Origin of the sequence: Trinickia sp., assembly GCF_036503415.1 — a bacterium.
Classification (GTDB): Bacteria; Pseudomonadota; Gammaproteobacteria; order Burkholderiales; family Burkholderiaceae; genus Trinickia.
Genome location: NZ_DASXWY010000049.1, coordinates 24,385 through 42,270, shown reverse-complemented (window position 1 = coordinate 42,270; position 17,886 = coordinate 24,385). Strand labels below are relative to the sequence as shown.

Here is a 17,886-nt window from a genome sequence, read left to right as displayed (position 1 = left end):
CAACGCTGCGCAGCATCGCCGCCGCTACATTGCGAGGAGGTATTGGAACGTCTTAGGGAGAGTCGAATGCAGATTCGTCGCGGTAATGCAGCAACGGACGCGGGGCGGGCCGAGACGCAGGAGCGCCGCGCGGCTGGCACATCCGGACCTACGGCGATGCCGACCCGCTCGGCCAGGCTCTCGATATTTCCGACTTCGCGCGGCGACGCTGGCTCGCGGGACTCCGAAGCGTCGTCGGCCGGGCGCCCTCGAATCCGAACATTGGCCAAGCTCGGGCTCGTCGCCGCCGGCGCGGGCGTCGGCGTCGCCATGATGGCAGGCTGCAGCAGCAGCGGCGTAGCCGGACAGCCGACGGGTGCGTCCTCGCCGCCCGCAGCGCCGTCCTCGTCGGGGCAATCGACCGACCCGACGCCGACCGATTCGCCTACGGTGTCGAGCACCGTGCAGGATCCGAGCACGAGCGCCGCATCGCCCACGAGCGTGCCGTCACTGCCTCAACCCTCGACCTTGAGCGTTCCCGCAGCACAATTCGCGCTGGATCAGGCTTGTGAGAAAGAGGCATTGCTCGTTGCGGCTCAGGTGCCACCCTCGAACCCTGATCTAGCCCGAGCCCAGCAGACCTTCGTGCAAAAGTACGAGACTCTGATTGGCCAAGGGCGCGCGCTGAAGCCGGCCTTGGACGCATACATGATAGAGGAGGAGAGCGCCACAGGACCGGATGGCAAGGTGGTGCCCGAGCCGCCCGAAATTCGCTCGGCGCGCGATGCGCAAATGAACGCGGACATCGAGTTACTTCGCGCTGAAGTCCAGCAGGACCCAACTAATGGCGAGTTGCAAGACGAGCTGAAGCAAGAACAACTCTCGCTCCAGAGGGCAGACTCGACGATCCCGGCCGCGTCCCCCGATCAATCGGGCAGCGTCCAACTTCCTTCGTGGCTTTCCCCCGGTTGAGCAGCGCGTGAGTCAAACCGTTCGAGGGGACTGAAAAGGCCCCGTGGAACCACGGATCTCGAGTTTGGCCGCGATCTCGGTGCCGGGCCCCGGAGCGCAGCCCTTGAGCATATCGAGCAACGATTGCGCTGCTGCGCGCCCGATCTCGTTCGTGTCGACCCACATCGTCGTCAACGCGGGATCGAGTTCGCGGGCAAGCGCGATATCGTCGAAACCCGTGATCGACAATTGACCAGGCACGGCAATCCCCAGCGCTTGCGCTTCCAGCAACGCACCGATGGCCAGGTTGTCGTTACCGCATAAGATCGCACTGGGGCGCACATCCGGCGTAGTCCATATCTTGCGCAAGCTCGCGCGGCCGAATGCAATCGTCGAGGGCCCTTCGCAAAAATGCACCGGCCGCACCGCAAGCCCATGCGCCGCCAGCGTTTCATGCACACCACGCAGGCGCGCTTGAACGCGGTCATTATCGACTGACGGTTGCATGATGACGGCGATATCCCGATGTCCGAGTTCGAGCAAATGCGCGGTCAGCCTCGCGAAGGCTGCGCGATTGTCGAAGCCGACGCAGCAATGCGGACTTCCCTCGCGATAAGCGTAGGTGACGACATACGGCACACGGCGATCGATGAGGAGTTCGAACAATTCGGCAGGATAGGATTCGCCCACCACCGAAACCGCTTCGACGCCCCGTGCCAGCATCGCGCGCACTTGCGTGAGCGCCTGCGCCGGATCGTAATTCGAGCATCCGAGAAAGAGCGTGATGCCCTGCTCAGCCATCACGGACTGCATCCCGGAAACTTGCGACGCGAAAACGTGATTGTCGAGTGTCGGGATGATTGCGCCGGCGATATGCGAACGTGTCGAGGCAAGGGCGCGTCCGGCGGCGTTCGGAATCCAGTTCAAAGCCCGCGCGGCATCATGCACGCGCTGCTGCACTTCGGCTGATACCTTACCGGGCTCGTTATAGACGCGCGACACCGTTGCCGTCGATACGCCGGCGAGCTTCGCAACGTCACCCAGCACGGAGCGTCCCGTACCGCGCCGCGCGCGCGGGGCAGGGGATGCCGCGGCGGCGGGCACTGCGCGCGAGCGCGAAGGCGTTGTGCTCATGCGCGGTTCACCAAAAAGGCCGGCGTGCGGCAACACTGAAACGAGCCACGTGAGCCGCGAATCGATTCATCGATCATCGTCGTTTACCCTCGAATTGCCAGGATGGGGTTGCATCTCATAGGTCGTCCATGCGAATGTAAGCGCTGACAGCCTATCTGTCCATCGATTATGCCAGCTGCCACGCCTGCCTAGCGCAATTTGTTCCATTCGTTTGCCGGCCAGCGGGTATAAATCGGATGAAAGTGTAAGCGGTTACACGACACCGAAAAGACATGGAGACATCCGCAATGAGCGAAACCTCGGCAGTCCCCGTCGCTCCGCCGCGCATCAAGCGTGCGCAGCAGATCGCACTCACGCTTCTGATGATCAGCGGCGTCGTCAATTATCTCGATCGCGGCACGCTCGCCGTAGCCAACGCCTCGATCCGGGCGGACCTCGGGTTGTCGCTGAGCCAGATGGGCGTGCTTCTTTCGGCGTTTTCGTGGAGTTACGCGCTGTGTCAGTTGCCGATCGGCGCGTTGGCCGACAGAATCGGACCGAGGCGGCTGCTCGGCCTGGGACTCATCGTCTGGTCGCTCGCCCAGGCGGCGGGGGGGCTCGTATCGACGTTCGGCTGGTTCATCCTCGCCCGCATCGCACTGGGCATCGGGGAAGCGCCCCAATTTCCCTCGGCGGCCAGAGTCGTCGGCAACTGGTTCCCGCTGCGAGCACGCGGCACGCCCACCGGAATCTTCAACTCCGCATCGCCGCTGGGCACGGCACTGGCACCGCTCCTGCTGTCGATTCTCGTCGTCTCCTTTCACTGGCGCTGGGCATTCATCGCGACCGGCGCGGTTGGACTCGCTGTCGCCGTGGTCTGGTTCATCCTCTATCGCGACCCGGTGCGTGCGCAACTTTCGGCCGACGAATGCCGCTACCTCGATGCCGACGCTCAGGAAGTCGTCACGCAATCGAACGTGACGTTTGCCGACTGGCGCAGCCTGTTCCAGCATGGCACGACCTGGGGCATGTTGATCGGCTTCTTCGGTTCCGTTTATCTGAACTGGGTCTACCTGACCTGGCTGCCCGGTTATCTGACGGCCGAGCGACACATGACTCTCATGCGTACGGGCGTTGCCGCGTCCGTTCCGTTCTTTTGCGGCTTCCTGGGCGCATTGTCGGCCGGTTGGCTCTCCGATCTCGTCGCGCGCAAAAGCCGCTCGACCGTGATCGCACGCCGCAATGCGGTCGTCATCTGTATGCTCGGCATGGTGGTGTTCACGATTCCGGGTGCGCTCGCACAAAGCAATATCGTCGCGCTCGCCTGCATTTCGGTCGTGATTTTTCTGGCCAACGCCGCCTCGGCCTGTTCCTGGGCGCTCGCCACGGCGGCGGCGCCGCAAAGCCGCATTGCCTCGCTCGGCGCGATCCAGAACTTCGGCGGCTTCATTGGCGGCGCGCTGGCGCCGGTCCTCACGGGCGTCATCGCACAGAAGTGGTCGTTCGTTCCGGCGCTGCTGACCGCCGCGGTCATCGCCTTCGTCGGCGCGATGGCGTACCTGCTGCTCGTCAATAAGCCGATCCCCGAACACGAGCCCGGCGCCGCCAATGTGCCGCTGCCGGCCTGATCGGGCGACAAGCCCGCACTCAACCTCAAGGAGAATCACATGCAGAACGCTCGACGCGCCGACACGACCATAGAAGGGATCGTGCCGGTCATGTTGACTCCGTTCGACGAGTCCGGCGAAATCGACTACGGCGGACTCGAGCGGCTCATCGAGTGGTATTTGCAACATGGCGCCGATGCTTTTTTCGCGGTGGCGCAATCGAGCGAGATGCAGTTTCTGAGCCTCGCCGAGCGCGCGGAGCTGGCGCGCTTCGTGGTCGATCGCGTTGCGGGGCGCGTGCCCGTCGCCGTTTCGGGACACATCAGCCATGCACCGCAGGCGCAGTACGAAGAATTGAAGGCGGCAGCCGAATCGGGCGCGGACGCAGTGGTGCTCGTCACCAACCGGCTCGATCCCCATCGCCACGGCACACAGGCTTTCCGGGAGAACCTCGAGCGGCTACTGTCGCGTCTGCCGTCCGATTTGCCACTGGGGCTTTACGAATGCCCGGCGCCGTACCGCCGGCTACTGACCGACGAGGAACTGTCCGTTTGCATCGATTCGGGGCGGTTCGTGATGTTGAAGGATGTCAGTTGCGATCTGGACGTCTTGAAGCGGCGCATTGCGCTGGCGAGCGGCTCGCCGCTCAAAATATTGAACGCCAATGCGGCCATTGCATGGGACGCAATGAAAGCCGGATCGGCCGGTTTTAACGGCGTTTTTACGAACTTTCATCCGGATCTTTACCGGTGGCTCAGAATGTCGGCGCACACGGCGCCCGAGCTGGCGCAGGAGTTGTCCACGTTCCTCGTCGTCTCCGCCGTATCGGAATCGCTCGGCTATCCTGCGCTCGCGAAGATTTATCACCAGCGCATCGGCACGTTCGCCTCGATTCGCTGCCGCGCGATCGACTACGACGTCCGCGAACGCTTCTGGGCGCTCGATGCCGTGCTCGACAGTATCGTTTCGGGCACGGAGCAGTTTCGAGCGCGCATCGCTGCTCTGAAATAAGCAGCGAGGCCTGCACGCGCAGCGTTCAACGGCTGGGCGTAGCGCTCATACGCTGCGATAGGGCGACAAAAAGCCGGACTGAAGAGTCCGGCTTTTTGCTGTTCCCCCGCAACCGGTGGTCAGCCGGCCTCCGCCATGCACTTTTTGACCGACGACGTCTTGGCGGCGCCATGCAGCGGTTTGCCGTCCTTTCCGACCGCCTTGCTTTCACACTGGGCGCTCATGGACTTCTTGGCATCGCGCTCGCATTTCTTCATGAACGAGGCTTTGGCAGCGCCGCTGAGGGGCTTGCCGTCCTTGCTCACTGCCTTCGACTCGCAATCTCCGCCTTTCATCGTACTTGCGGCGGCAGCAGGGGCGGCCGGCGCCGAAGCAGCGGTTTGAGCCAGTGCGACACCCGTGGCGAACATGCTGACGATAGCTGCCGCGACAAACTTTTTGAACATGACCGTCTCCTCATCGAATAGCGCGAAGCCGATTGCTTCAATCCGTAAACGGCGCCGAAGCCAACCGGTTGACCGGCAAGCGCGACAAGTTAGCGTGGTGGAGTGGCGTCGCCCGCTTTCCTGCGCATCTCGTCGAGCATCTGGTCGGTGACCTCCTCGTCGAGGCCCAATGCGTCCACAGCAAGATAGAAGTCGAAGGGAGAGACGAGCCCGGAATCCTTGGCCAATGAAAATATTGCCAAATCCAGTTTCTCCGCGCGGCCAGGTCCCGGGAAAAGCGTGCATGCGCCCTTCCACAGCAGCGTGCGCCCCATCGGATCGTGATCGTAGGCGACCTCCGCGAGCGGGACTAGAGCACTGTTGAAATAGCGCGAATCCGGCACGGTCTGTCCGGTTGAGTCCAGCTCCAGCTCCGGCAATTGCATGCGTTCGAACGTGATGTCGGCCATCACCTGAGGCAGCGGGCGTGCATCGGCTCGTTGGGTCAACGCCGAAACGACTTGACGCAGGAGATCCGCGTCCTCGCGCGAATGGGCAGATTGTCCGATTGCGTCCAGCAGCCGCTCCCGCAGTGCGTCGATTTGAACGGTGCGCAGCCCCCCGCACATCGACTCTAGGGCTACGAGCTTGTCCCAAATCCCGCTCACTGGAGATTGCGGTTGCCCCGGTTTGGCCGCCACGACCGAATCGACGGTCAGCTCATGCACGATCTCGTCAATTTCGCGCATTTGATCAGCGGAAAATACGGCATCGCTTGCGGCGGATCTGCCCACCGAGGCTCGGCGTGGCGGCGCGCTGGCTCGAGACGTGGACCCGGACGAAGATATCTGTCGAAGGTCGCTCAAGCCGCCCGTCGCGGCCGGGCGCCGTGCCGCGGCAGGCGGCGTCTCGGGCTGCGTTGAGCCGGAATCCGGTTGGTTCGGAGCGCGTTCGGGCCAACCCGAACCGCTTGCATTCGTTCTGTGCAACCCATTCATGTTCACTTCCTTTTGGCTTCGGAGAGACGGGGATGTGGACGCGGAAGTCGTTACTGCGAGACAACGCAGGCCTGAATGCCGCTCGCAATCGCCCCCGATAAGCGATCGATCGTCTCCGGGCGCGCGAGGCGCGCTTCCTCGTCGGGGTTGACGATGACCCCGGCTTCCACGAGAACCGCCGCAATGGGCGCCGTACGCAGCACGACGAGGTCGTCGAACCGATGAATGCCGAGATGGGCGTCGATGAGGGGCCGATTCTCCCCGCGTATTGGCTGCGCATGATAAAGCGAGGGCCTTTCGCCCGCGGCCAGCAATTGGCCGGCGATAGCCCGCGCGCAGTTCAAGCTTTTCGCATAGGCGGGATTGCGCTCGGAGACAAAAATCGCAAAGCCGCGGAATTCCCGTTGCCGTCCCGCGTCGATGAACGGCTGCTGAATCGAATCGTGATGGATCGAGATGAACAGGTCTGCGTCGGGGGCCTGCGTCGAACGTGCGCTGAGCGCGATCTCGCGGCCGTCGGCCGCCGTGCGCATGACGCGGTCGCCATCGGCGTGTAAGCGCTCCGCTACGGCCGCCGACAGATCGAGGTTGTAGCGGTATTCGACGCGCCCGCTCGCGCCGGTTGCGCCGGGGCGGGCAGGCGTGTGGCCGGTATCGATCACCACATAGGGCATCCGCGAAGCGCATAGCGCAACGGAACCGTGGAAGAACGCAAGGCAAACGAAGACCGTCCGCGCGGCTCGTAGGCGCGCACTGTTTTTGAAGTTCATGGGAATCGACACGTCAACGCTAGGCCGAACGAATTGAGTCAAAGTGACGTGGATTATCACATTCATATCGGACACCGTTGGGAACGCGCTTCGCCAAGGTCCCTCTAATTTCGCCCCGCGCTGCGCGTGCACCACTCGCCCGTTGGTTCAATGAACACGACGTTCATGGATTACACGAGGCATCGATGTCGAGATGGAGGCTGTCGCTACCCGTACTGCGCAGAACAAGCGCGCCCGCCGACGAAGCTGCTCCGAACGGGCGCACCTCAGCGCAGCAAAGTTCCCCGCAATCGGCGAACCCCGGGCAGCCGAATGCCGGTCGCAGCCGCGACCGCAATCCCATGCTCGGCAGCATGTCTACGGCTGTGCGCGGTGCGCGGGTAGCGGCCGCACCGGCGCCGCGCAATGCACCGCCGTCTCAGCCGCTCGTCATTCGGGAGCCGTCCTCGGAACCGGTTCCCTTACCGCGCGCCGTCTCGGGCAAGGGCAAAGCACCCATGTTCGATGAACATGGGCCGGAGCTCGCGGGCATCGAGCCAAACGTCGTCGACCGAGAGGGCGTTGTTGCCAGCACATCGGCATCGGTCACCCCGGCCAAGCGCTATCAAGCCCATCCGGGCGGGGGATGGGGCATGCCGATACTGCTTGGCATCGAGCCGTTGGCCTCGCCGCGGATCGGCTCCGACGGTTTGCGGCTCGCGCTGACGCGGTCCTCTCAGGCCGACAGCGCAAAAGCCGATGTATTGTTGACGCAGCTTGCAGGCGTCGCATCCCACCCGGACGTGGGACCGGCGCAAGCGCCAAGCGGCAGCCCCGCCGAACTCGGTATGCGACTGGCACGCGGCGACATGGCCGCGCTCGCGCCACTCCTGACGCTGACCGCGCGCGTGCACAGCAGAGCGAAAGCCGCAACCGAGACATCGGCCGCCGGCGCGATGGCAGCTCTGGCTTCGAGTGGCAATGACGGTCCCCGGACGCTGGGCGCCCGACTGCAAGAGGCGGTCGATCACCTCGATGAACTCGAGCTCGCGCTCGACTTCGCGCCCGACGACGGTGACGGGGTGGCCCGCGCACGCGCGCAACTGGAGGCCGCTCGCGCAGCGCTCGACGCCATTCAGGCGGACTCGGTCCATTGCACATTGCAGCGCGCCATCGACACGCACGAGCTCATGCCCGAAGCGTCGGTGATCGGCGAACTTGCGATGCTGGGCACGCTGCGCCCCGCGATGCTGGACTCGAGCGACAGCGGCCGTGACCGCCTGGCGCAGGAGGCGTCGCGACTCGCCGACGGTCTGCGTGCGATGATGGCCGCATCGGTCGACGGCGAGCATGCGCTGATCCGCGAAGCTGGCGGTGCGGCCCTGAGCGTGTCGTCCGTATTGACGGGCGCCGCTGAGCGCGTGGCCGAACTCCGTGACGCGATGCCGGTCGGCTCCGCCCGTCATGCGCTTGCCGGTTTGTCCGGGGCGCTTGCTTCGACGCAGACATGGCTTGCCGATGGTCCCGCTCGGGAGCCCGTGCCGCGTCGCGCTGCGCAACTCATACCTACGCTTGCTTCGCCGTTTCGGGCGACCGTCGCAACCGATGCTGCGGCAGCGGCCGAGCACAGGAGCGAACTGACACGACAAAGGACCGCGCTCGCTCAGTTGCCGAAGCTGGCCGCACGGCTGTCCGCACAGTTGCCTTCCGGCACTTCGCCTGCCGAGCGCGATCGGGCGCTCAACGATGCAATCGCGAACGAGATACGCCGCTCGCTCGGACCGCATACGCCGCTCGATACGCGCATTGAACTCGCGCGCGTCGCCATGCACTTCGCCGCGGGCGGCACCGTCGAGCAGCAGCGGCTCGCACGCATGCTCACGAGTGCCGCGTTGGACACTGAGCGGCCAAGCGCCGACCAGATCCTGCAAACGGTTGGCACATGGGGCGGCGCCGCACGCGTTCACGCGCTGCACGATCGTCTCGGCGACATCGCGGCCGAGCTCACGCCCGCGGACGCAGCGGCTTTCGTTGGGACGCTCGAGCGCACCTGGATTCTCGATACCGCGCCTCGCCAGATGGTTTCCCTGCGAGATGTGGCGCGCGCCGTCATATCGCGGCAACGGCCCGCGGCATTCCAGCAAGAGCGGGCGATCAATTGGCCCGACGACCCGAAATGGCTGGCCAGCACCCGGCAGCGCTCGCGCATCGTCGATGACTACTTGAACCAATGCAGCGGACCGCGCGGTGCCGATCGCCGTTCGGCGATCGAGGGGATCGTCGACAATCGCACGGCGTTCAAGCAAATCCTGGCCCTGGCGTCGGACATGGAAGCATTGCGGGGCCATCGCCATCATTTCGTCAGCTTTGCCAAGGCCCTCTTAGCGGGGGATGACGACCGCATCGAAAGCGGCAATCGGCCTGCCGTCGAGTCAGCGCAGCGCTACGAGATGCTGCATGCGTTGATTGCCCAGCTGCCGGCGTTCGGGACGGCATCGGGCGATCGCCAAACGGTGGCCGACGTCATGACGCTGGTGCTCCAGCAACTCGAAAAGCGTCATCTCCTCCCACATCACAAAGCGCGCCTCGCGAAAGAACTGATCGAGGTCACCGGACATTTGGCCACGAGCCGCTACAGTGGGAGCGATGCCCATCAATCGCACGCGCTCGATGCGATCAAGGCAGGCCTGGCCCATTTGCGCGGCGGCGCACTCGCGTCGCTGCTGCAGGAGCTGCTCCTGTCCAGGGAAGGTTGGAGTGCCGAGCGCGGCGCACACAGCTTATTGCCGCGATCCCGCGGCCAAAAGCGCAGCATGGGATGGTCGGCCGTCTTGCCGCCGATCACCGTCGCCGCGGGCGTCACCGTTGCCTGGCGAACCGCCGTCGGACGCAGCAGCCCCAAAAGCAAAGCGCTCGACGTCGCACTCGACGCACTCGAACGCGATGTCGCCTGGAACCTCCGAGAGCGTACGACGCAAAGCGCTGCATTCCTGCCGCTCTATCGCGAATTGCTGCGTTCGCTGTCGACTACGGCCGAGCAAGGCGATGCGAAATCGAAGACCCACCTTGCACGTCTGCTGGGCTGCGTCGTGCAAGGCGCGTTGCCCACGGAAATCGACGCGCGGCAGCGCGATCAGCTCTTTTCGCAGGTGATAGGCGACGATCCCGCATGGCGCGCGACGCTCGTGAAAACGCTGACCGTGGCTGTCAAGGAACGAAAAGGTGCGGCCAGTACACCGCTGGCGCGGATCCATGCGGCGCGCTATCTGCAAAATCTCCTGGCCTGCGGCACCGGGGGGCTCGGCGACGCCGAGCGCAAAGCGGCGCAGGCCGCGATCGATCGGGCGGTGGCGAGCAAATCGGCCGACTGGACCAACGCCAGACAACGCTCGGTCCTGTTGGCAATGATCCGCGAAGCACAACGCGACGGTATGCCGGTGCGGCCCGAAGCCGCAAGTGTGGCCGCGGCCAATCTATTGCTTGGATTGCGCCCGCAAACGTTCATCGAAGACGCGCGTGAAGCGGCGTCGACGGTGCCGCCGCTGTTGCAGCTCTACCCGCTGCTCGACGAGCGGTCGCGGGCCGAGTTCAGAACCGCGCTGCACAATATTGCACCCGAGGTGCCGGCGCCGCGGGGGCCGGCTGCACGCAATCAACTGCCGCTGCTGAGTTTCGCCACGAGCCTTGCGCGCTTCAAGGGCGGTGCCGAGGCTGCCGAGGAACTCACCGGGTTGCTCAAAGCGGTGTGGCCGCGCTTGAACGACACCAATCAGCAAGCCGCATTGCACGACATGTTCGAGGCGTACGACGAGGCGACGCCCGAGGCGCGCGACGCTTTGCTGTCGGTCGTCGCCCAGCTCGAGGACGAACGCCACTTCGTCAGCGGAGCAATCGCGCTCCTTGCGAACGCTCTGCCGTCGACCGCCTCCGAGACCGCGTCGCACGAGACACAAGCCCGCCGCGTCATCGATACGGTGTTGAACCGGATTCCCGATTTGTCGGACGAAGCGCTATCGGACCTCGCGAGCCATATCGTGCGCGACAGCGGCCCTGCGCGGCAAGCGCTGATCGATGGTTTCCTCGCTACGGCGGGCCGCCTCGAACCGCGATCGCTTGCCGAAGTGCTAAGCGCGGAACTCGATCGTCTTGGCACGCTGTCGGCTGCGGAAATTGCAGCCGTCGCAAACGGATGGCGCGCGATGGCGGACGCAATGGACGACAGCAAGGCCACTCAGCGCGATACGCTGCGGCTTTTTGCGAACGTTGCGACCGGGGCGCGCAGCGATGCCGACGCGGATCGAGTGGTGGAGGGCGCCGCGATGGCCGTAGCGGTCCCGGCCGCAGCCGCGAGCCAACTGCTGGCCGTGCTGCCCACGCTGCCGAGCCGGATGCAGGCCACTGCACTGCGCTACATCTCGGGCGAAGGCGCACCGGCCGACATCCGCGATTCGGTCGTCGACAATCTGTTCCGCGATTTTGCGACGGCCGATGCCGCACGCCGCACGCTCGCCATCGAACTCGGCGGGCCCACCGCCGTCGGCCGTGCGCTCGAGGCGTTGGCGACGGCATTCGGCGCGCCGCAGTTGCACAATGGCACCGCGGTGACGCGCCCCGATCTCGACCAGCCTTTCCTCGCCTCCGGCGGGCCCGACGGCTCGTTGCAGACGCTCCGCTCGGCGCTGATGGCCCCGCAACGCCGTCCGCAGGAGATCGCCGTTGCGCTCGAGGCGATGGCGGACCGGTTCCAGGCGCTGCCGCTCGCCTATCAGCGGCAATTCCGGGAGCTGTTCGAGGAGCGCGGCCGGCAACTGCCCGATGCGTTACGCGGGCGCGTGATCACCACGCTCGCGCTGGCGAATCCCTCGCTTGCCGAAAAAGACGAATTCTCCGCGATTGGCCGCGAGCTGCTCGACCGTCATCGTGCCGACGGCGTGCCCGGGGTTGCTGCCGTGCGTTTGGTCGGCGGCAGGATACACAATGCCGATGCCGCACTCGCCGCGCTGCGGCGCACCCGCCTATCGTCGTTGAAGCCTGCTCAAGTCCAGTCGCGCAACCCCGATTCCACCGCTGCCGCGAGCCCGAGCGCCGGATAGACCGTGTCGACGGCCGCGAGATCCGCTCGCATTTCGGCGATCAACCACTCGCGAACTTCGGCGACGATCGGCCGCAGCGGCTTGCCAGGGGCCCACGACAAACAGCACATTCGATTCGTCACGAGCAGCTCGTCCTCGGCAGGCACGAGGGCGTGCTGCGCGAGCCAGTGCATGACCACGCTGACCCACCCTAGCGCGATTCCCTGGCCGAGGAGTGCGGCCTGGAGGACGATGGCGTAGTCGTTGAAGCTCAACACGCCGCTCGCATGACGCGTCTCGTTCCTGAACGCCGCGAAACGCGTGTGCCAGCCGCGCTCTTCGTCGTCCATCACGATGACCGTATCGCCATGCGCATGCCATTCGTCGGTGCGTGCCATGTCGCGATAGCGCGGATTGCAAACGGGCAGCAATATCTCCGGCATGACCGGCACGCTGTTTTCGCGCATTTCACCCTGCTGCACGAAGCGCATGCCAAGGTCGACATCGCCGAGCGGCCCGCCGATGCGGCCCGAGATCAGCTGAAAGCGCAGATCGACCGAGGGAAACGCCTGATTGAGCCGGCTCATCCGCGGCATCAGCCAGTGTGTCGTGAAGGCGGTGGAGACCGACAGCGTCACGGGCTCGACGCCGGTGGCGCGCGCTTCGATCTCCCGAATGGCATCCTCGATTCCGTTCAATCCCTCCGAAATCTTCCGATACAGGATCCGGCCGTTTTCGGTCAGCTCGATTCCGCCATGCACGCGCTCGAACAGGCGCACGCCGATGTGGTCCTCCATGCGCGACAGCATACGGCTGACGGCCGGCTGGCTCACATACAGCTCTTGCGCCGCACGCGTGAAATTACCGCAGCGCGCGGCGGCTTCGAAGACGAATAGCGCATTCGCGCTTGGCAGTTTTCTGCGTAAGCTGGGCATGACCTGATGTTATGCCCAATCCAACAATTTGGGAATTGCCGCCAAAAAGACCGACGCCTATATTTCCCACATCGCAGGCTGACATGAGCGGGAGACAACGATGGATGCACGAGCGAAAGCGGGCGTATCGATTCGATCCGCGGCGAAGCATTATGGACCGGTGGTAGCACTCGACGACGTATCGCTCGATGTCTCTCAAGGCGAGTTCGTGTCGCTGTTGGGCCCGTCCGGCTCCGGCAAGACGACGCTGCTCGGCATACTCGGCGGGTTCGTGCAGCCCAGTTCCGGCAGTGTGTGGGTGGGCGAACGCGATATTACATTTGCGCCGCCGCACAAACGCAACATCGGGATGGTCTTCCAAAGCTACGCGCTCTTTCCTCATATGAGCGTCGGCGAAAACGTGGCGTTTCCGCTGCGTGCCCGCCGGGAGGCGAAGTCCGGCTGGGCGGCCAAGGTGGCCGAAGCGCTCGCGATGGTCGAGCTGCGCGGCTACGAGAACCGGCGCATCAGCGAACTTTCGGGCGGCCAGCGGCAGCGCGTCGCGCTCGCCCGCGCGATGGTGTTCGAGCCGCAATTGATTCTCATGGACGAACCGCTCTCGGCGCTCGACAAGCAATTGCGCGAGACCATGCAGCTCGAGCTGCGGCGGCTTCATCGCCGGCTCGGTGCGACGATCGTCTATGTCACGCACGACCAGCGCGAGGCGCTCACGATGAGCGACCGTGTCGCCGTATTGAAGGACGGCAGGCTCGTGCAAGTCGATACGCCGGAACGCCTCTACGACCGGCCTTGCAATGCCTTCGTCGCGAGCTTCATCGGCGAGGCGACGCTGTTGCCCGTCGCACGTGCGGGCGCCGACGCGGTGACGCTCGGCGATACGGTGCTCCGTACCGCCTATCCGTTGCCGAGTGCGGGCGCGCTGCTCCTCGCCGTCCAGACGGAAAAACTCATAATCGACACAGGCGATGCACCGCCCGACGCCAATCGACTCACCGCGCGCGTGACGGAGGTGCTGTACCAGGGCGAAAGCCTGCGCGTATTCGCGGCGCTCGCGGATGGCACGACGGTCAGCCTGCGCCAGCCGGGTAATCACGCCGCGCGGCAGCGTGTGCCGCCGCCGGGCGCATCGGTATCGGTGGTGCTGTCGCCGCGCGACACCATCGTCGTAGCTGCGTAAGCAGCCAGCGCGTACTCGCGTACGCATTTTCATCTTCGATTTTGTCTTTCACCCAACCGCAACGCCATCAAGGGATGAACTCATGAAGCTCACTGATTTCAAGGTGCTGACATTCGATGTGGTCGGCACACTCATCGACTTCGAACGGGGTGTACTCACGTCGGTGCGTCGCCTCGGCGGTCCTGCCGCGAAAGATCTGACCGACGACCAGATCTTCGAGCCGTACATGCGCGGCCGCGCAGCGTTCCCCGGGCGCTCGAGCCATGCGATGGCGAATGTCTATCTGGGTCTCGCCAAGGAGTTGGGCCTGCCCGACGACGCACAATCCGCCGCGGCATTCCAGCGCGACGTGCTCGATTGGCCGGCATTCCCCGATTCCGTCGAGGCGCTCAAGCGGCTGCGCAAGCACTTCCGGCTCGTCGCGATGACGAATGCGGACCGCGTCGCGTTGTCGGCCTATGCGCATACGCTGGGCGATCCGTTCGACGATTCCGTCTGTTGCGACGAAACCGGCGTAGCGAAACCCGATCCGCAATTCTTCGCGTACAACCGGGGCCGCCAGGCGGCATTCGGCTATAAGTTCCGGGACATCCTGCATACCGCGCAAAGCCAGTACCACGATATCGGCATCGCGACGGAACTGGGCTACGCCACCTGCTGGATCGAGCGCCGCCGCGATCAGAAGGGATTCGGCGCGACGCCCGTGCCGCAGAAGGTCACCACACCGACGTTCTGCTTCCCGACGCTCGCCGCGCTGGCGGACGCGGTCGAATCCGAACTCGCCACGGCTTGATCATGCTCGCGCCGCTCGCTTCGACGTCGCCGCAGCCGGATTCGTTGTGGCGCCACCTCGCCGCACGCACCGGCACGCTCGATCTGCCGGTCGGAGCGGGGCAGCTCGCCAGCGACCTGCAGACCGAGGTCGCCATTGTCGGTGCCGGCTATTCCGGTCTCGCGGCCGCGTATGCCTTGAGCCGGCGCGGCGTACCGTGCGTCGTGCTCGACGCAAACCCCGTCGGCTGGGGAGCGAGCGGCCGTAACGGCGGTGTCGTGTCTTCGAAGTTCCGGTTGTCGTTCCCGTTCATTGCTACGCACTACGGGCTCGATGTCGCCAAGCGCATGCACCGGCTCGCACATGAGGGAGTGCGCGTCGTCGAGTCGTTCGTCGACGAGTTCGCCATCGCGGGTGCCGAATTCGAGCATACGGGCAGTCTGCGCTGCGCGCATACCGAGCGCGCGCTCGCGGCCTGCATTGCCGAGGCCGATTGGGTGCGCACGTCGCTCGGGGATCGGACGATGAAGCCGCTCACGCGCGCGCAGACCGAGGAGGAAACGGGTTCGAAGGGCTTCGTCGGCGGCGTATTGAGCGAGGACGCCGGTACGATCCTGCCGCTCGAGTATGTACTCGGCATCGCGCGTGGCCTGGCGGCCCGCGGGGTGGCGATCCACGAATCGACGCCCGTGGTCGCGATGGAGCGCACCCGGGGCGTGCCGGGTGTCGTATTGCGCACGCCGGCAGCGACGGTGCGCGCGAAGCAGGTGATCGTCGCGACGAACGCCTATTCAGGCATCACGCAGGCGACGAGCGCGTATCAGCGCGAACTCGTGCCGTTTCGCAGCGCGATGATCGCCACGGAGCGGCTGCCGGCAGCGCTCGACGCGAAGCTGATGACGGCGCGGCGCAGTTATACCGAGACGCGCAGGATGATGAAGTGGTTTCGACGCGCCGACGGCCGCATGCTGTTCGGAGGCCGCGACGCATTCGGCAAGGAAGGGCAGAACACGGGTTTCGAGGCGTTGCGGCGCGCCATGATCGCGCTCTTCCCGGATCTGGCGGGCGTGCCCATCTCGTTTCGTTGGTCGGGCTACGTCGGCATGACGTTCAATGCGCTGCCGCACGTGGGCCGCAGCGACGACGCGACGGTCTTCTGCCTCGGCTACAACGGCGCCGGCGTCGCGATGGCGAGCCTCGTCGGCCAGCATGCGGCCGCGCTCGCGCTCGGCGAAACACCCGATCTCGCGCTCCTGGCGCAAGACGGCCTGCGGCCGGTCCCGCTCCATTCGCTGCGCGCGCCGGGTGTCAGGCTCGTCGCCGCGTGGTACCAGTTTCTCGATGCGGTGGGGGTATGATGACGACTGTCAGGGGAATCGTTTCGGAGGGCGAATTGATACGGCCGTCCGCCGCCGATACAGCACAGCGCTATCAGCGGCGCGAAGACCGCGCAATGCTGTTCTTGATGGCGCCCGCGCTGGCCATCGTCACGGTATTGCTCGTCGTGCCGCTCGCGTGGCTGTCGTGGCAGTCCATTCGCCAAGACGGCGGGTTCACGCTCGCCAACTACCGGCGCATTTTCAGCGGCACTTATCTCGACACTTTTGCGCTGACGTTCAAGCTGAGCATCATCGTGACGGGCGTGACGCTGCTGCTGGGCTATCCCGTGGCCTATCTGGCCGCATCGGTTCGACCGAGGCTGGCGGCGCTCATTCTAGGGATGGTGATCCTGCCGTTCTGGACGAGCGTGCTCGTGCGCACCTACGCATGGCTCGTGCTATTGCAACGCACCGGTCTCGTCAATAAGGCGTTGCTCGCATCGGGCCTCATCGACCATCCGGCCCGGCTCGCCTACAACCAGTTCGGCACGATCATCGCGATGGTCCATATTCTGTTGCCGTTCATGGTGCTGCCGCTTTACTCGGCGATGCAGAAGATCCCGACGAGCCTGTCTCAAGCGGCGGCGAGCCTCGGCGCTTCGCCCGCCCATGCGTTCTTCCGCGTATTCCTGCCGCTATCGATGGGAGGCGTCGTTGCCGGTGTCACGCTCGTATTCGTGCTCTGTCTCGGCTTTTACATCACGCCGGAGCTGATGGGCGGCGGCAAGTCGATCATGGTGTCGATGGTCGTGAGCCGTAATGTCGAGATCTACAACAGTTGGGGGGCCGCGAGCTCGGTGAGCGTCGTGCTGCTGCTTTGCGTGTTCGCGATCTTCTATGCGGCGAGCCGTGTCATTCCGCTCGACAAGACCCTGGGGGCAAAATGAAACCCAATCCGCTCGCGCGTGGGATGCTGATCGCATCGGTTGTGCTGATCCTCGCGTTTCTGATGATTCCGGTGCTGATCGTCGTGCCGCTGTCTTTCTCCGATACACGGTTCATGACGTTTCCGCCGCCCGCGTTGTCCCTGCGGTGGTACGAGGCGTTTTTCGGCAATCCCGACTGGCTTGCGGCCGCACGCACCACGCTCGCGGCGTCGTTCTTCGCGACGGCCATCGCGACGCCGGTCGGCGTGGCGGCGGCATACGCGATCGAGCATGGCACGCATGCCTGGATCCGGCGGCTGAGGACCGTGTTGATGTTGCCGCTGATGGTGCCGATCATCATCGTTGCCGTCGGCGTGTTCTTCGTTTATTCGAAGCTCGATTACGTCAATACGCTGGGCGGGTTGATCGTCGCCGACGCGATGCTCGGCTTGCCGTACGTGGTGATTTCGGTGGGTGCGGATCTGCGCTCCTTCGACCATGCACAGGAAATGGCCGCGCGAAGTCTCGGCATGAATCGGCTGCGCAGTTTCCTGACCGTCACGCTTCCGCAGATTCGCTCCAGCGTTGTCTCCGGTGCGGTTTTCGTCTTCATTCAGGCACTCGATGAAACGGTCGTCGCGTTGTTCGTCTCGGGCGGCCCGAACCAGACGCTCACGCGCCGGATGTTCGTGACGCTGCGCGACGAGATCGATCCGACGATTGCCGCGATCAGCACGATGCTGACCGCGCTTACGCTGACGCTCGTGCTGATTGTCGTCATCAGCCGCCGCGGCGGCGTCGCGCAAGCTGCCCGCGCCTGAGCATTTCCGACATAGCGAGATTCGACCGGAA

At 64.8% G+C, this 17,886-nt stretch carries 14 protein-coding genes; 9 read left to right on the top strand and 5 right to left on the bottom strand.

Features of this window, described 5'->3' with window-relative positions; translation table 11 throughout:
• Positions 1–66 precede the first annotated feature (66 nt).
• Positions 67–951 (top strand): hypothetical protein, encoded by an 885-nt coding sequence (locus VGL01_RS07120; RefSeq protein ID WP_331568156.1) that lies wholly within the window; start codon positions 67–69, stop codon positions 949–951.
• Positions 952–963: 12 nt separating this feature from the next.
• Here VGL01_RS07120 and VGL01_RS07115 read toward each other — a convergent pair whose 3' ends face one another.
• Positions 964–2,064 carry a LacI family DNA-binding transcriptional regulator gene (locus VGL01_RS07115; RefSeq protein ID WP_331568155.1) on the bottom strand — a complete coding sequence of 367 codons (1,101 nt, stop codon included), beginning with the start codon at positions 2,062–2,064 and terminating at the stop codon, positions 964–966.
• A gap of 287 nt (positions 2,065–2,351) precedes the next feature.
• On the opposite strand from VGL01_RS07115, the gene VGL01_RS07110 reads away from it, so the two are divergent.
• Together VGL01_RS07110 and VGL01_RS07105 are read left to right on the top strand one after the other, a co-directional pair.
• Positions 2,352–3,671: an MFS transporter gene (locus tag VGL01_RS07110; RefSeq protein ID WP_331568154.1), complete on the top strand. Its 1,320-nt coding sequence runs from the start codon at positions 2,352–2,354 to the stop codon at positions 3,669–3,671.
• A 39-nt stretch (positions 3,672–3,710) separates the two neighbouring features.
• The gene (locus VGL01_RS07105) at positions 3,711–4,661 is read left to right on the top strand and encodes a dihydrodipicolinate synthase family protein (protein WP_331568153.1); all 951 of its coding nucleotides are present in this window, start codon (positions 3,711–3,713) and stop codon (positions 4,659–4,661) included.
• A gap of 119 nt (positions 4,662–4,780) precedes the next feature.
• Here the strand turns inward: VGL01_RS07105 and VGL01_RS07100 are convergent, their stop codons facing one another.
• The 3 genes from VGL01_RS07100 to VGL01_RS07090 form a co-directional block, all read right to left on the bottom strand.
• Positions 4,781–5,107, bottom strand: coding sequence for a hypothetical protein (locus VGL01_RS07100; protein ID WP_331568152.1), 327 nt, complete (start codon positions 5,105–5,107; stop codon positions 4,781–4,783).
• Between the two features lie 89 nt (positions 5,108–5,196).
• A complete protein-coding gene (locus VGL01_RS07095) occupies positions 5,197–5,835 on the bottom strand; it encodes a hypothetical protein (RefSeq protein WP_331568151.1) in 639 nt (212 codons plus the stop codon).
• A gap of 299 nt (positions 5,836–6,134) precedes the next feature.
• Complete coding sequence (locus VGL01_RS07090; RefSeq protein WP_331568150.1) at positions 6,135–6,854, bottom strand: N-acetylmuramoyl-L-alanine amidase; 720 nt, start codon at positions 6,852–6,854, stop codon at positions 6,135–6,137.
• A gap of 353 nt (positions 6,855–7,207) precedes the next feature.
• On the opposite strand from VGL01_RS07090, the gene VGL01_RS07085 reads away from it, so the two are divergent.
• A complete protein-coding gene (locus tag VGL01_RS07085) occupies positions 7,208–11,926 on the top strand; it encodes a hypothetical protein (protein WP_331568149.1) in 4,719 nt (1,572 codons plus the stop codon).
• Here the strand turns inward: VGL01_RS07085 and VGL01_RS07080 are convergent.
• Positions 11,869–12,840 carry a LysR family transcriptional regulator gene (locus VGL01_RS07080; RefSeq protein WP_331568148.1) on the bottom strand — a complete coding sequence of 324 codons (972 nt, stop codon included), beginning with the start codon at positions 12,838–12,840 and terminating at the stop codon, positions 11,869–11,871. The genes VGL01_RS07085 and VGL01_RS07080 overlap by 58 nt on opposite strands.
• Positions 12,841–12,940: 100 nt before the next feature.
• Between VGL01_RS07080 and VGL01_RS07075 the strand changes: the two genes are divergently transcribed.
• From VGL01_RS07075 to VGL01_RS07055, 5 genes are all read left to right on the top strand, one after another.
• Positions 12,941–14,017, top strand: coding sequence for an ABC transporter ATP-binding protein (locus tag VGL01_RS07075; RefSeq protein WP_331568147.1), 1,077 nt, complete (start codon positions 12,941–12,943; stop codon positions 14,015–14,017).
• Positions 14,018–14,099: 82 nt separating this feature from the next.
• Positions 14,100–14,810 (top strand): HAD-IA family hydrolase, encoded by a 711-nt coding sequence (locus tag VGL01_RS07070; protein WP_331568146.1) that lies wholly within the window; start codon positions 14,100–14,102, stop codon positions 14,808–14,810.
• Between the two features lie 2 nt (positions 14,811–14,812).
• On the top strand, positions 14,813–16,147 hold the full coding sequence (locus tag VGL01_RS07065) for an FAD-dependent oxidoreductase (protein ID WP_331568145.1): 1,335 nt from the start codon (positions 14,813–14,815) through the stop codon (positions 16,145–16,147).
• The gene (locus VGL01_RS07060) at positions 16,144–17,055 is read left to right on the top strand and encodes an ABC transporter permease (protein ID WP_331568144.1); all 912 of its coding nucleotides are present in this window, start codon (positions 16,144–16,146) and stop codon (positions 17,053–17,055) included. Before VGL01_RS07065 ends, VGL01_RS07060 begins: the two co-directional genes overlap by 4 nt.
• Positions 17,052–17,855: an ABC transporter permease gene (locus tag VGL01_RS07055; protein WP_331568143.1), complete on the top strand. Its 804-nt coding sequence runs from the start codon at positions 17,052–17,054 to the stop codon at positions 17,853–17,855. The genes VGL01_RS07060 and VGL01_RS07055 overlap by 4 nt, the downstream gene beginning before the upstream one ends.
• The last annotated feature ends 31 nt before the right edge of the window (positions 17,856–17,886 follow it).

What these genes read in the sequence shown, in the direction of transcription:
- VGL01_RS07095 (WP_331568151.1), bottom strand. Translation starts at nt 5,835, where the DNA reads ATGCGCGAAATTGACGAGATCGTGCATGAGCTGACCGTCGATTCGGTC.
- VGL01_RS07115 (WP_331568155.1), bottom strand. Translation starts at nt 2,064, where the DNA reads ATGAGCACAACGCCTTCGCGCTCGCGCGCAGTGCCCGCCGCCGCGGCA.
- VGL01_RS07075 (WP_331568147.1), top strand. Translation starts at nt 12,941, where the DNA reads ATGGATGCACGAGCGAAAGCGGGCGTATCGATTCGATCCGCGGCGAAG.
- VGL01_RS07080 (WP_331568148.1), bottom strand. Translation starts at nt 12,840, where the DNA reads ATGCCCAGCTTACGCAGAAAACTGCCAAGCGCGAATGCGCTATTCGTC.
- VGL01_RS07060 (WP_331568144.1), top strand. Translation starts at nt 16,144, where the DNA reads ATGATGACGACTGTCAGGGGAATCGTTTCGGAGGGCGAATTGATACGG.
- VGL01_RS07055 (WP_331568143.1), top strand. Translation starts at nt 17,052, where the DNA reads ATGAAACCCAATCCGCTCGCGCGTGGGATGCTGATCGCATCGGTTGTG.
- VGL01_RS07070 (WP_331568146.1), top strand. Translation starts at nt 14,100, where the DNA reads ATGAAGCTCACTGATTTCAAGGTGCTGACATTCGATGTGGTCGGCACA.
- VGL01_RS07065 (WP_331568145.1), top strand. Translation starts at nt 14,813, where the DNA reads ATGCTCGCGCCGCTCGCTTCGACGTCGCCGCAGCCGGATTCGTTGTGG.
- VGL01_RS07085 (WP_331568149.1), top strand. Translation starts at nt 7,208, where the DNA reads ATGTCTACGGCTGTGCGCGGTGCGCGGGTAGCGGCCGCACCGGCGCCG.
- VGL01_RS07090 (WP_331568150.1), bottom strand. Translation starts at nt 6,854, where the DNA reads ATGAACTTCAAAAACAGTGCGCGCCTACGAGCCGCGCGGACGGTCTTC.
- VGL01_RS07100 (WP_331568152.1), bottom strand. Translation starts at nt 5,107, where the DNA reads ATGTTCAAAAAGTTTGTCGCGGCAGCTATCGTCAGCATGTTCGCCACG.
- VGL01_RS07110 (WP_331568154.1), top strand. Translation starts at nt 2,352, where the DNA reads ATGAGCGAAACCTCGGCAGTCCCCGTCGCTCCGCCGCGCATCAAGCGT.
- VGL01_RS07120 (WP_331568156.1), top strand. Translation starts at nt 67, where the DNA reads ATGCAGATTCGTCGCGGTAATGCAGCAACGGACGCGGGGCGGGCCGAG.
- VGL01_RS07105 (WP_331568153.1), top strand. Translation starts at nt 3,711, where the DNA reads ATGCAGAACGCTCGACGCGCCGACACGACCATAGAAGGGATCGTGCCG.